The sequence below is a fragment of the Streptomyces sp. NPDC053367 genome, assembly GCF_044545925.1.
In the GTDB taxonomy this organism is placed as follows: domain Bacteria; phylum Actinomycetota; class Actinomycetes; order Streptomycetales; family Streptomycetaceae; genus Streptomyces.
On the sequence record NZ_JBITYN010000012.1, the window covers coordinates 197,438 to 210,202 of the forward strand.

General features: G+C 71.7%; 10 protein-coding genes. 2 read left to right on the forward strand and 8 right to left on the reverse strand.

The genetic code is table 11. The features are described from left to right. The first annotated feature begins 150 nt into the window (after positions 1 to 150). Positions 151 to 2,007 (forward strand): ricin-type beta-trefoil lectin domain protein, encoded by a 1,857-nt coding sequence (locus ACIGXJ_RS31075; protein ID WP_399652361.1) that lies wholly within the window; start codon positions 151 to 153, stop codon positions 2,005 to 2,007. A gap of 99 nt (positions 2,008 to 2,106) precedes the next feature. Here ACIGXJ_RS31075 and cimA read toward each other — a convergent pair whose 3' ends face one another. The 6 genes from cimA to ureA all read right to left on the reverse strand — a co-directional run bounded on the left by cimA (position 2,107) and on the right by ureA (position 8,592). After that, a complete protein-coding gene (gene cimA, locus ACIGXJ_RS31080) occupies positions 2,107 to 3,729 on the reverse strand; it encodes a citramalate synthase (RefSeq protein ID WP_399652364.1) in 1,623 nt (540 codons plus the stop codon). A 301-nt stretch (positions 3,730 to 4,030) separates the two neighbouring features. After that, positions 4,031 to 4,576 (reverse strand): TetR/AcrR family transcriptional regulator, encoded by a 546-nt coding sequence (locus ACIGXJ_RS31085; RefSeq protein ID WP_399652619.1) that lies wholly within the window; start codon positions 4,574 to 4,576, stop codon positions 4,031 to 4,033. Positions 4,577 to 4,629: 53 nt separating this feature from the next. Continuing rightward, entirely contained in the window at positions 4,630 to 5,118 is a 489-nt protein-coding gene (locus tag ACIGXJ_RS31090; RefSeq protein WP_399652366.1) for a hypothetical protein, read from the reverse strand. A 23-nt stretch (positions 5,119 to 5,141) separates the two neighbouring features. After that, positions 5,142 to 6,170 carry an agmatine/peptidylarginine deiminase gene (locus tag ACIGXJ_RS31095; RefSeq protein ID WP_399652368.1) on the reverse strand — a complete coding sequence of 343 codons (1,029 nt, stop codon included), beginning with the start codon at positions 6,168 to 6,170 and terminating at the stop codon, positions 5,142 to 5,144. A gap of 17 nt (positions 6,171 to 6,187) precedes the next feature. Next, a complete protein-coding gene (locus ACIGXJ_RS31100; RefSeq protein ID WP_399652371.1) occupies positions 6,188 to 7,900 on the reverse strand; it encodes an urease subunit alpha in 1,713 nt (570 codons plus the stop codon). Further along, positions 7,897 to 8,592: an urease subunit gamma gene (ureA, locus tag ACIGXJ_RS31105; RefSeq protein ID WP_399652373.1), complete on the reverse strand. Its 696-nt coding sequence runs from the start codon at positions 8,590 to 8,592 to the stop codon at positions 7,897 to 7,899. Before ureA ends, ACIGXJ_RS31100 begins: the two co-directional genes overlap by 4 nt. 147 nt (positions 8,593 to 8,739) lie before the next feature. Between ureA and ACIGXJ_RS31110 the strand changes: the two genes are divergently transcribed. Then, on the forward strand, positions 8,740 to 10,176 hold the full coding sequence (locus ACIGXJ_RS31110) for a cytosine permease (protein WP_399652376.1): 1,437 nt from the start codon (positions 8,740 to 8,742) through the stop codon (positions 10,174 to 10,176). 78 nt (positions 10,177 to 10,254) lie between these two features. On the opposite strand, the gene ACIGXJ_RS31115 is transcribed toward ACIGXJ_RS31110, so the two are convergent. Beyond that, positions 10,255 to 11,343: a branched-chain amino acid aminotransferase gene (locus tag ACIGXJ_RS31115; RefSeq protein ID WP_399652379.1), complete on the reverse strand. Its 1,089-nt coding sequence runs from the start codon at positions 11,341 to 11,343 to the stop codon at positions 10,255 to 10,257. 259 nt (positions 11,344 to 11,602) lie between these two features. Then, complete coding sequence (locus ACIGXJ_RS31120; protein WP_399652382.1) at positions 11,603 to 12,646, reverse strand: 3-isopropylmalate dehydrogenase; 1,044 nt, start codon at positions 12,644 to 12,646, stop codon at positions 11,603 to 11,605. Between the last annotated feature and the right edge of the window lie 119 nt (positions 12,647 to 12,765).

The following is a 12,765-nucleotide window of genomic DNA, read 5'->3' on the forward strand; positions in this document are numbered from 1 at the left end:
ACCAGAACTGATACGGGAGCCAACCAGCGGCCGGATCTGGGGCGTTGTCGTTTCGAGTAATGAACGCGCAGGCCCTTGACGGGGGGACCGACCCGTCATTTACTCACCGCTCGCACGCCTCCCCACCCCACCTCAGAAGGGCGGCGCACCATGAGGAGTTCCATCCGGCTGCTGCTGGCCGGGCTGCTGACGACGGCAGGTCTCACGACGGCGGCCACCCCCGCGCAGGCCGCGGGCGAGCAGGTCGGCGTCTGGCTGACCACCACGGACGACTCCGGCGGACGGCATGTGGTCCGCGGACTCCAGCCCCAGACCCCGTTCGCCTTCCAGGCCGGGGCGGGCGGGGCCGGTGAGAACATCACCGTCGACGAGAACACCCGCTACCAGACCTTCACCGGCGGCGGCGCCTCCTTCACCGACACCGCCGCGTGGCTGATGGACGGCAGCGGGGCCCTGTCCCAGGCGACCCGTGACGACACCATGCGCAGGCTGTTCTCGCCGACGGACGGCATCGGCCTGTCGTTCCTGCGCAACCCGATGGGCGCGTCGGACCTGGCCCGCTTCGGCTACACGTACGACGACGTCCCCGCCGGGCAGACCGACCCCGACCTGTCGGAGTTCTCCATCGGCCACGACCTCCAGGACGTGGTCCCGCTGACCCGCCAGGCCCGGCAGCTGAACCCCGCCCTGACGGTGATGGCCTCGCCCTGGACCGCGCCGGCCTGGATGAAGGACAGCGGACAGCTCAACGGGGGCTGGCTGAAGGCTGAGCACTACGGCACCTACGCGTCGTACTTCGTGAAGTACCTCCAGGCCTACCGCGACCAGGGCGTCCCGGTGGCCTACGTGACCGCCCAGAACGAGCCGACCTGCTGCTCCGGCTACCCGTCGATGAGCTGGAACGCCTCGGGGCTGGCCTACTTCACGAAGAACGAGCTGCTTCCGAAGCTGGCCGCGGCGGGCCTGACGACGAAGGTCCTGGCCCACGACTGGAACTGGTCCGACTACGACGCCTACGCCGCCCAGACGGTGAACGACCCGGCGATCCGCACCCACCCGAACTTCGGCGGCATCGCCTGGCACGGCTACGGCGGTGACGTGGCCAAGCAGAGCGCCGTGCACGACCAGTATCCGCAGCTGGACGCCTTCGGCACCGAGCACTCGGGCGGCACCTGGATCGCCCACCAGCAGCGCGAGGACATGATGAACATCATCGACTACACCCGGCACTGGGCGAAGTCGGTGACGAAGTGGTCCCTGGCCGTGGACCAGAACATGGGCCCGCACAACGGCGGTTGCGGCGTCTGCACCGGCCTGGTGACGGTCCACAACGGGGACGCCCGGCACGGGCAGGTCGACTTCACCGTCGAGTACTACACGATGGGCCACCTGACGAAGTTCGTCCGTCCGGGCGCGCAGCGCATCGCCTCGACGGCGTCCTCGGCGGTCCCGAACGTGGCCTGGCGCAACCCCGACGGCTCCAAGGCCCTGATCGCCTACAACGACTCGACGTCGGCCCGTACGGTGACGATCAACTGGGGCGGGCAGCACGCCACCTACTCGCTGCCCGGCCGCACCTCCGCGACCTTCACTTGGACCGGCTCCCCGTCCGGGGGCGGCGACACGACCGGCTCGTTCGTCGGGCTCGCGGGCAAGTGCCTGGACGTGGCGGGCGGTTCCACCGCGAACGGCACGGCCGTCCAGCTGTGGGACTGCAACGGCACGGCGGCCCAGCGCTGGACGGTCCGGGCGGACGGCTCCGTCCAGGCCCTCGGCAAGTGCCTCGACGTCACGGGCGGCTCGGTGGCCGACGGAGCCAAGGTGCAGCTGTACGACTGCAACGGCACGGGGGCCCAGCGCTGGTCCTACAACGCCTCGACGGGCGACGTGGTGAACCTCGCCGCGAACAAGTGCCTCGACGTCACGGACAACTCGTCGGCGAACGGCGCCCGCGCCCAGATCTGGTCCTGCACGGGAGCGGCCAACCAGAAGTGGTCCCTGCGCTAGGACTGCCCGGCCGGTGTGTGCGGAGTTCGTCGCGGCCCGCTCTCGTCCGAACCCCTCGTTCGACGAAGTCCGCACCCACTGGCCCTGCACCGGCCGCGCTCACTGCGCCGGTCGTACCCCCGCGCGCAGCAGTCCGTAGGTGTAGGCGTCCTCCAGTGCCTGCCAGGAGGCCGCGATGACGTTGGCGGCCACACCCACGGTGGACCACTCGCCCGCGCCGTCGGTCGTGGAGATGAGGACCCTGGTGGTGGACTGGGTGCCGTGGACGCCTTCCAGGATGCGGACCTTGTAGTCCACCAGGTCCAGCTTGGCGAGCTGGGGGTAGATCCTCTCCAGGGCGACCCGCAGCGCGCGGTCGAGGGCGTTGACGGGGCCGTTGCCCTCCGCCGTGGCGACGATGCGCTCGCCCTTGGCCCAGAGCTTGACGGTGGCCTCGTTGGCGTGGGTGCCGTCGGGGCGGTCCTCGACGATGGCGCGCCAGGACTCCACCTCGAAGTAGCGAAGGGGCCTGCCGCCCTGGGCCTCCGTGCGCAGCAGCAGCTCGAAGCTCGCGTCGGCCGCCTCGTAGGTGTAGCCCTTGAGTTCGCGTTCCTTCACCCGCTCGACGACCCGGCCCACGAGCTCGCGGTCGCCGCCCAGGTCGATGCCGAGTTCCTTGCCCTTGAGCTCGACCGACGCGCGGCCCGCCATGTCCGACACCAGCATCCGCATGGTGTTGCCGACCTGCTCGGGGTCGATGTGCTGGTACAGGTCCGGGTCGACCTTGATGGCGGAGGCGTGCAGGCCGGCCTTGTGGGCGAAGGCCGAGACGCCGACGTACGGCTGGTGCGTGGACGGGGTCAGGTTCACCACCTCGGCGATGGCGTGCGAGATGCGCGTCATCTCGCGGAGGCGGCCCTCCGGCAGGACCTTCTTGCCGTACTTCAGTTCCAGGGCCGCCACCACCGGGAACAGGTTGGCGTTGCCCACCCGCTCGCCGTAGCCGTTGGCCGTGCACTGGACGTGGGTCGCGCCTCCGTCCACCGCGGCGAGGGTGTTGGCGACCGCGCAGCCCGTGTCGTCCTGGGCGTGGATGCCGAGGCGGGCGCCGGTGTCCGCCAGCACCGTGGAGACCACCGCCTGGACCTGCGCGGGAAGCATGCCGCCGTTGGTGTCGCAGAGCACCACGACGTCCGCGCCGGCCTCCGACGCCGTACGGACGACCGCCTTGGCGTACTCGGGGTTCGCGCGGTAGCCGTCGAAGAAGTGCTCGCAGTCGACGAAGACCCGGCGGCCCTGGGACCGGAGGAAGGACACGGTGTCCTTCACCATCTCCAGGTTCTCCTCCAGCGTCGTGCGCAGGGCCAGTTCCACATGCCGGTCGTGGGACTTGGCGACCAGGGTGATCACCGGGGCGCCGGACTCCAGCAGCGCCCTGACCTGCGGGTCCTCGGAGGCCGTGGTGCCCGCGCGGCGCGTCGCGCCGAAGGCGACCAGCTGGGCGTGGCGGAAGTCGATCTCCTGCTGGGCGCGGGCGAAGAACTCGGTGTCGCGCGGGTTCGCGCCCGGCCAGCCGCCCTCGATGAAGCCGACGCCGAACTCGTCCAGGTGCCGTGCGATGGCCAGCTTGTCGGCGACGGTGAGGTTGATGCCCTCCCGCTGGGCGCCGTCGCGCAGGGTGGTGTCGAAGACGTGGAACGAGTCGTCGAGCTCGCTGGTTGCCGAATCGGTCGTCGCGGTCATGGTCTCAAGGCTCCTGTTGTGGATCTTCGGTCTTACCGGAATGACCGGCTCCACCGTCCCCCCATGGTCCCTCGCGCCTGCGCTCCCCGGCTGCGGGTGGGCCAGAAAAGCGAAAAAACCCCTCGCGGGTGCGAGAGGTCTGCGCGCGGGTCGAGGACGACGGTGTCCGCCCGTACCTGGTCGTACGAAGGCGGTCACTGCGGACCGGCGCGCCTGCTGCCAATAATCATGGCGAACGAGAGCACGGGGGCAGTCTGGCACAGACCTCCCCCGCGCCACGGCGGTGTCTCACGATGCGAGCTCAGCCGTCCACCAGCAGCGCCTCGGCCAGGAACTCCCGGACATGGCCCCGGATCAGGTCCCGGTCCGTCCCGCGCAGCCCGATCGCCACATGGATGGCGAAGCCGTCGAGCAGGGCGCGCAGCCGGGCGGCGAAGCGGTCGGCGTCGACCGGGCGGAACTCGCCGCGGGAGACGCCCTCGGCGATCAGGGCGACGAGGTCCCGGTGCCAGACGCCCTCGATCTCCGACTGGCGCTCGCGCGCGGCCTCGTCGGCGTTCTGCGAGCGGTTCCACACCTCCAGCCACAGCGTCCAGTGCGGGTCGCGGTGGCCGTCGGGGACGTACAGGTCGACGTAGGCGTCCAGGCGCTCGCGGGCGCTTCCCGGGCGGGCGAGCAGACGGCGGCGTTCCTCGCCGAGCCGGCTCTCGCTCCACTCCAGCGTCTGCAGCAGCAGTTCGTCCTTGGAGTGGAAGTAGTAGAGGAGGTGGCCGCTGCTCATGCCGACCTCGCGGCCGAGCGCCGCCATCGTGAGCTTCTCCAGACCGCGCTCGGCGATCATCTCCATGGCGGCGGCCAGCACCTCTTCGCGGGGCGGGGCGGGGGTGCGGCGGCGGGAGCTCACGCGGCGGCCTCCGCGCGGACGGCACCGGGGACGAGACGGGTCTCGTAGCCGCCGCTGCAGTCGGACGCCTCGACGGCGACCTCGGCGCCGCAGCCGCAGACGCGGTTGACACCGCGGTAGGGGCTCGCGCCGCAGCAGCCGCCCAGCCGGGACGTGTCCGGGTGGAGATCGGGCTCCACCACGTCGAGGGGGTGCAGGACGTACGTGCCGCGCGGCCCGTCGGACACGAGGTCGCCCCGCTCGTCGGACATCCACATGCCGCCCGGCACTATCCCGTCGTGGTCGTCGCCCTCGTACGGCACGAAGGGCGCGCCGAACGGCAGCGTGTCGACCACATAGGTGCCCCGCGGGACGCTCGCCGGGCCGTGCCGCCGTCCGTCGGCGTCGGGCAGGCCGTCCCAGCCGGGGTACTCGGGCATCTCGTCGAGGCGCCGGACGGGCTCGGTCAGCCGTCGGCCGCAGGCCGCGCAGAGCAGTACGTTCACCCGTATGTTCTACCTGACGTGTTCTACCTCGCGGTCGCCCTGGGCTGCTGCTGGGTGATGCAGTGGATACCGCCCCCGCCCGCGAAGATCGCCCGGGCGTCCACCAGCGTCACGGTCCGCTCGGGGAACAGACGGCGGAAGATGCCGGCCGCGATCTCGTCGTTCGGGTCGTCGAAGCCGCACAGCACCACACCGCCGTTGCAGAGGTAGTGGTTGATGTAGGAGTAGTCGACCCAGTCGCCGTCCTCGTCGCGCAGCACGGTCGGCGCCGGGACCTCGACGACCTCCAGGGCGCGGCCCCTGGCGTCGGTCTGGCCGCGCAGGATGTCGACGTACAGCTGGGAGCGGGCGTGGTCGGGGTGCGCGGGGTTCTGCTGGCTGTGCACGACGACCCTCCCGGGCCCGGCGAAGGCCGCGACGATGTCGACGTGGCCCTGGGTGCCGTACATGCCGTAGTCACCGGCGAGGCCGTGCGGGAGCCAGATGGCCTTGCTGGTGCCGAGCTTGGCGTGGATCTCGGCCTCGACCTGCTCGCGGCTCCAGTCGGGGTTGCGGCCGGAGCCGAGCTGGACGGTGTCGGTGAGCAGGACGGTGCCCTCGCCGTCGACGTGGATGGCGCCGCCCTCGTTGACCAGCGGGGAGGACAGCACGGGAACCCCGGCCAGGTCGGCGACATGGCGGGCGATCTTGGAGTCGTGCTCCCAGCGGGCCCAGTCCTGGCCGCCCCAGCCGTTGAACACCCAGTCCACCGCGGCCAGTCGGCCCTCGGCATCCTTGACGAAGGTCGGGCCGATGTCGCGCATCCACGCGTCGTCGAGCTCGCGCTCCACCAGGTCGATGTCCGGGCCGAGCAGTTCGCGGGCGGAGTCGCCCTGGCCGGGGCCGTGCACCACGGTGACCGGCTCGAAGCGGCGTACGGCACGGGCGACGGACGCCCAGGCGGCGCGGGCCCCGGCGAGTTCCCCGGCGTCGGTGAACGTCGGGTTGGGGCCGGGCCAGGCCATCCAGGTGCGCTCGTGCGGGTCCCACTCGGCGGGCATACGGAAGGTCATGGAGACGTCCTTGGGGCTCAGAGGAAGTAGAGGCGGTTGAGGGAGACGGAGTCGGCCGGGTCCGAGCGCAGGGGCTCTCCGTCCAGCGTCACGAGGCCCGTGCGCTGGTCGACGTCCACCTGTCCGGTACGGGAGTTGAGCCGCAGGTCGGCCGGGCCGATACCGCGCGTGCCGCGTACGGCCACCCGGCGGCGGCGGGTCGGCATGGTGTCGCGGCCCTGGTCGAGGGCGGCCTGGGCGACGAACGCGACGGAGATGTCGGCCGGGGTGGCCCCGTGCGCGCCGAACTGCGGCCCCAGCACGAGGGGTTCGCAGGTGTCGGTGGCCGCGCCCGGGTCGCCCGTGACGCCGTACGCCGGGAAGCCGGACTTCAGCACCAGCTGCGGCTTGGCGCCGAAGTACTCGGGCCGCCACAGGACGATGTCGGCGAGCTTGCCGACCTCCAGCGAGCCGACCTCGTGGGCGAGGCCGTGGGCGATGGCCGGGTTGACGGTCAGCTTGGCCATGTAGCGCAGCACGCGCTCGTTGTCGTGGCCGACGCCGGGGTCGCCGAGCTCGGCCTTCATCTTGCCCGCCATGGCGAACGTACGGCGGACGGTCTCGCCGGCGCGGCCCATGCCCTGCGCGTCGGAGGAGGTGATGCCGATCGCGCCCAGGTCGTGCAGCACGTCCTCGGCGCCCATGGTCCCGGCGCGGATGCGGTCGCGGGCCATGGCGGCGTCGCCGGGCAGGTCGGTCTTGAGGTCGTGGACGGAGACGATCATGCCGTAGTGCTCGGCGACCGCGTCCCGGCCGAAGGGCAGGGTGGGGTTGGTCGAGGAGCCGATGACGTTCGGGACGCCCGCCATCTTCAGGACGTTGGGGACGTGCCCGCCGCCGCAGCCCTCGATGTGGAAGGCGTGGATGGTGCGGCCCTCCAGCACCCTCAGCGTGTCCTCGACCGACAGGCACTCGTTCAGGCCGTCGCTGTGCAGGGCGACCTGGACGTCGTGCTCCTCGGCCACCCGCAGGGCCGTGTCCAGCGCGCGGGTGTGGGCGCCCATGTCCTCGTGCACCTTGAAGCCGGACGCGCCGCCCTCGGCGAGGGCCTCGATCAGGGGCGCCTCGTGGGAGGACGAACCCCGGCCCAGGAAGCCGATGTTGACCGGCCAGGCGTCGAAGGCGCCGAAGGCGTGCCGCAGCGCCCAGGGGGAGTTGACGCCGACGCCCCAGACGGGGCCGAACTCCTGGCCGATGACGGTGGTGACGCCGGAGGCGAGGGACGCCTCCATGATGCGCGGCGACAGCAGGTGGACGTGGGTGTCGACGGCCCCGGCGGTGGCGATGAGACCCTCGCCGGACACGATCGAGGTGCCGGTGCCTACGACGACGTCGACTCCGTCGAGGGTGTCGGGGTTCCCGGCCCGGCCGATCGCGCAGATGCGGCCCTCGCGGATGCCGATGGACACCTTGCGGATGCCGAGGGCGGCGTCGATGACGACGACGTTGCTGATGACGACGTCACAGGTGTCGCGGACGGCGGCGGCCTTCAGGTGCAGTCCGTCGCGGGCGGTCTTGCCGAAGCCGGCGAGGAACTCGTCGCCGTACCTCTGCGCGTCGGACTCGACCTCGACGGTCAGGCCGGAGTCGCCGAGGCGGATGCGGTCGCCGGCGCGGGGGCCGTGCGTCGCGGCGTACTCGTACGGGGTGAGACGACGGGCCTCCGCGGGGTGCCCTCCGGGCCGGCTCATCGGTTGACCTCCTCGACGGGAACTCCCAGGTATCCGCAGGCTGCCGCCCTGCGCAGCGCCTCCTCGCGGGCCCCCGGCGCGTCGAGGGGGCCGTCGACGAGCCCGGCGAAGCCGATCGCGATCCGGTCGCCGCCGATCGGCACGAGGCCGACCTCGCCGCTCTCGCCGGGCCCGAAGCGCACGGACGATCCGGCGGGCACGGCGAGCCGCATGCCGTAGGCCCTCTCGCGGGGGAAGTCCAGGCGCGGGTTGGCCTCGAAGAAGTGGAAGTGCGAGGTCACCGAGACGGGGACGCGCGCGGTGTTGGTGACGGTGAGCCGGACGACGGGCTCGGGGTCGCTGTGCTCGGGTCCGGGCAGCAGGGCGCCGGGTGCCTCGGCGCCCAGTCCCCCGCCGATCGGGTCGGTGACCACCGCGAGCCGCGAGCCGTCGTCGAAGACGGCCTCGACGTGCACCTCGGTGACGACGTCGGCGACGCCGGGCAGCACGTCGTCGGGGCCGAGCACGGAGCGGGCGGCCTCGATGGCCTCGGCCAGCCGTCTGCCGTCGCGGGCGGCCTCGCAGACGGTGTCCGCGATCAGGGCCGTCGCCTCCGGGACGTTCAGCCGCAGGCCCCGGGCCCGGCGGGCGCGGGCCAGCTCGGCGGCTCCGAAGAGCAGCAGCCGGTCACGTTCCGTGGGGGTCAGTCTCATGACGCGGGCACCTCCTTGCCTTCCATAGGTTAGAGCACCACTCTAAACACGAGATTTCCCACCACGGAAACATTGACGTGCCAGCTTCGACAACGTCACATTGAACGGCACTCTAAACGCCAAGGCGGCTGATCAAAGGAGACCCGCATGCCGATGGAACAGCACGGTGTCGACACCATCCCGGACGAGGAACGCACCAGCGGGCCGCGCGACCTCGTCTCGATCCTGCTCGGGTCCAACCTCTGCCTGGGAGTGATCGTCTTCGGATGGCTGCCGCCGTCCTTCGGTCTCGGCTGGTGGGCGTCCGTCAGCTCCATCGTGGTCGGCACCCTGGTCGGCACGGCCTTCACCGCGCCGCTCGCGCTGATCTCCCTGCGCACGGCCACCAACCTCTCGACCTCCTCCGGCGCCCAGTTCGGGGTGCGCGGCCGGCTGGTCGGCTCGGTGGTCGGCCTGCTGCTGGCCCTCGGCTACACCGCGCTGACGGTGTGGATCGGCGGCGACGTGACCGTCAGCGTGCTCGGCCGGATGTTCGGCCTGCCCGCGAACGACCTGTCCTACGTCCTCGTCTACGGCCTGCTCGCCGCGGCGACCGTCGCGGGCGCGGTCTACGGCTACAAGGTGCTGCTGGCGATGTCCCGCATCCTCGCCGTCGGCATGACCGCCCTGCTGATCCTCGGCGTGATCGCCTACGCCCCCGCCTTCACCACGGCCGCGCTCCCGGACGCGGGCGGCTATCTGCTGGGCGGGTTCTGGCCGACCTGGCTGCTGGCGGCGGTGGCCGCGGGTCTGTCGGGGCCGGTCGCCTTCATCACCCTGCTCGGCGACTACACCCGCTACATCTCCCCCGCCCGCCACTCCTCCCGCACGGTGCTGCGCGCGACCTGGGCCGGACTGCTCCTCGGCCTGCTGGTGCCGCAGCTCTTCGGCACCTTCACGTCCTACGCCGCGGGGGCCGCGCTCGACTACGCCGGGCCGCTCGCCGCGTCCGCGCCCGTCTGGTACCTGCTGCCGCTGCTGCTCGCCGCCTCGGCCGGGTCGGTCGGCAACGCGGGCCTGATGCTCTACTCGATGGGCCTCGACCTGGACGCGATCCTGCCCCGGCTGTCGCGGGCCAAGGCCACCTGTGTGGTCGCGGTGGTCGCCACCGTGTCCGTGTTCCTCGGCCACTACTTCTCGGACACCCAGTCCGCGATGACGTCCTTCGTGCTGCTGCTCACCGCGATCGGCACGCCCTGGGCGGTCATCACCCTCATCGGCTTCGTCCGCTGCCGCGGGCAGTACGACGCCGACGCCCTGCAGGTCTTCAACCGGCGCGCGCGGGGCGGGATCTACTGGTTCCGCGGCGGCTGGAACCTCGCGGCGACGGCCTCCTGGGCGCTGGGCGCCGCGGTCGGCTGTCTCGCGGTGGCGCTGCCGTCGTACGAGGGGCCGCTGCTGTCCCTGACCGGCGGGGTGGACTGCAGCTTCCTGCTGTCCGGCGCGGTGGGCGGTCTGGCCTACACGCTGCTGACGCGGTCCGCCCCGGCGATCGGCCCGACGGCCCTCGACGAGGCGGACACCAGGAGTGCGACGGCCGCCTGAGCACGGGCCGTCGACGGCGCGGGGCCCGGGGCGCATCGCCCCGGGCCCCGCGTGTGCTCGTCACCGGCCGGCCGCCGGTCAGGCCAGCTGGTGCATCCAGCCGTGCTTGTCCTCGGCCGTGCCGCGCTGGATGTCGAGCAGGGCCTGGCGGAGCCTGAGGGTGACCTCGCCGGGCTCGCCGCCGGACTGCTGCCACTCGGCGCCGTCGGTCTTGACCGTGCCGACCGGCGTGATGACGGCGGCCGTGCCGCAGGCGAAGACCTCGGTGAGGGTGCCGTTCGCGGAGTCGCGGCGCCACTGGTCGAGGGAGACGCGGCCCTCCTCGGCCCGGTAGCCGAGGTCACGGGCGACGGTGAGGAGGGAGTCGCGGGTGACGCCCTCCAGGATGGAGCCGGTGAGGGACGGGGTGACGATCCTGTCGCCGTACACGAAGTACAGGTTCATGCCGCCGAGCTCCTCGACCCACTGGTGCTCGACCGCGTCGAGGTAGCAGACCTGGTCGCAGCCCTTGGCGGCGGCCTCCGCCTGGGCGAGCAGGGACGCGGCGTAGTTGCCGCCGGTCTTGGCGTCGCCCATGCCGCCGGGGACGGCGCGGACGCGGTCCTGCGAGACCCAGATGGAGACCGGCTTCACACCGCCGGGGAAGTACGCGCCGGCCGGGGAGGCGATGACGAGGAAGAGGTACTCGTTGGCGGGCTTCACGCCCAGGCCGACCTCGGTCGCGATCATGAACGGGCGCAGATACAGGGACTCCTCGCCGCCGTGCGCCGGGACCCAGTCCCGGTCCTGGCGGACGAGGGCGTCGCAGGCGTCGATGAAGGTCTCGACGGGAAGCTCGGGCATGCCGAGGCGGCGGGCGGAGGCCTGGAAGCGCTGGGCGTTCTTCTCCGGGCGGAAGGTGGCGACGGACCCGTCGGGGCGGCGGTAGGCCTTGAGGCCCTCGAAGATCTCCTGGGCGTAGTGCAGGACGGTCGTGGCCGGGTCGAGCGAGAGCGGCGCGTACGGCACGAGCTGACCGTCGTGCCAGCCGCGGCCCTCCGTCCACTTGATGGTCACCATGTGGTCGGTGAAGTGGCGGCCGAACCCGGGGTTGGCCAGGATGGCCTCCCGCTCCGCGGCGGAGAGCGGGTGGGCGGAGGGCTTCAGCTCGATCGTGGGCGTCGTCATGAGTGGTTGTCCTTCACCGGTTGTAGTGACGGGCCGCGCTCACGCCTTCGACGGCCGTTTCCGGCCAGTGCTAGGACGTCCGAGCTTTCCCTCATTCCGCGGCTCCGCGTTCGATTATCGCTCGCGGGGTGCCGGGGGAGAAAACAGCGGGGTGCGACCCAGGGCTCGATGGTGGCACCCGGCGGGGGACATGCGGAAGCCGCCGGGTGCGGAATGCGACCCGGCGGCTTCGACTGCGATGGGTGTCGAGTCCGGCGGGTCAGCCGGCTACTCGCCCGGCGAGCGCGTCGCCGATCGCGGTCGTGGAGCGGGCCGGCTTGCCGACGCGCTCGGCGAGGTCGGCGGCGACGGCCTCCTCGATGCGGGCGGCCTCGGCGTCGTGGCCGAGGTGGCGCAGCAGGAGCGCGACGGACAGGACGGTGGCCGTGGGGTCGGCCTTGCCCTGGCCGGCGATGTCCGGGGCCGAGCCGTGGACCGGCTCGAACATCGACGGGAACTCGCCGCTCGGGTTGATGTTGCCGGAGGCCGCGACGCCGATGCCGCCGGAGACGGCCGCGGCGAGGTCGGTGATGATGTCGCCGAAGAGGTTGTCGGTGACGATCACGTCGAACCGCTCCGGCTGGGTGACCAGGTAGATGGTCGCGGCGTCGACGTGCATGTACTCGGTGGTGACGTCCGGGTACTCCTCGGCCACCTGGTTGAAGACGTTCGTCCACAGGTGACCGGCGAAGGTCAGCACGTTGTTCTTGTGGATCAGCGCCAGCTTCTTGCGCGGGCGGGCCTGGGCGCGGGCGAAGGCGTCCCGCACGACACGCTCGACGCCGAAGGCCGTGTTGACGGACACCTCGGTGGCGACCTCGTGGGGCGTGCCCTTGCGGATGGTGCCGCCGTTGCCGGTGTACGGGCCCTCGGTGCCCTCGCGCACGACGACGAAGTCGATCTCCGGCTGGCCGGCGAGCGGGGTGGCCACGCCCGGCAGCAGCTTGGAGGGCCGCAGGTTGACGTGGTGGTCGAAGGCGAAGCGGAGCTTGAGCAGGAAGCCGCGCTCCAGGACGCCGGACGGCACCGACGGGTCGCCGATCGCGCCGAGCAGGATCGCGTCGTGCTGCTTGAGGGCGTCGAGGTCGGCGTCGGTGAGGGTCTCACCGGTGGCGTGGTAACGCCGGGCGCCGAAGTCGTACTCCTTGGTCTCCAGCTTCACGTCCTCCGGGAGGACGGCGGAGAGGACCTTCAGGCCTTCGGCCACTACCTCCTGGCCGATGCCGTCACCGGGGATCACTGCGAGATCGATGCTGCGAGACATGCGGGCACCCTACTCTTCGTCCCATGCAATGACACACACTGTCCGCCATCTGGACATTCGCACAACGGGCGACCTCATCTCGTCGTACCACGTTCACCCGTGTGTCGCAGCGGGGTCGG

Coding starts and splice junctions, on each gene's coding strand:
- ACIGXJ_RS31085 (WP_399652619.1), bottom strand. CDS start 4,576: ATGGAGATGATCGCCGAGCGCGGTCTGGAGAAGCTCACGATGGCGGCG.
- ACIGXJ_RS31110 (WP_399652376.1), top strand. CDS start 8,740: ATGCCGATGGAACAGCACGGTGTCGACACCATCCCGGACGAGGAACGC.
- ACIGXJ_RS31100 (WP_399652371.1), bottom strand. CDS start 7,900: ATGAGCCGGCCCGGAGGGCACCCCGCGGAGGCCCGTCGTCTCACCCCG.
- ACIGXJ_RS31075 (WP_399652361.1), top strand. CDS start 151: ATGAGGAGTTCCATCCGGCTGCTGCTGGCCGGGCTGCTGACGACGGCA.
- ACIGXJ_RS31095 (WP_399652368.1), bottom strand. CDS start 6,170: ATGACCTTCCGTATGCCCGCCGAGTGGGACCCGCACGAGCGCACCTGG.
- ureA (WP_399652373.1), bottom strand. CDS start 8,592: ATGAGACTGACCCCCACGGAACGTGACCGGCTGCTGCTCTTCGGAGCC.
- ACIGXJ_RS31115 (WP_399652379.1), bottom strand. CDS start 11,343: ATGACGACGCCCACGATCGAGCTGAAGCCCTCCGCCCACCCGCTCTCC.
- ACIGXJ_RS31120 (WP_399652382.1), bottom strand. CDS start 12,646: ATGTCTCGCAGCATCGATCTCGCAGTGATCCCCGGTGACGGCATCGGC.
- cimA (WP_399652364.1), bottom strand. CDS start 3,729: ATGACCGCGACGACCGATTCGGCAACCAGCGAGCTCGACGACTCGTTC.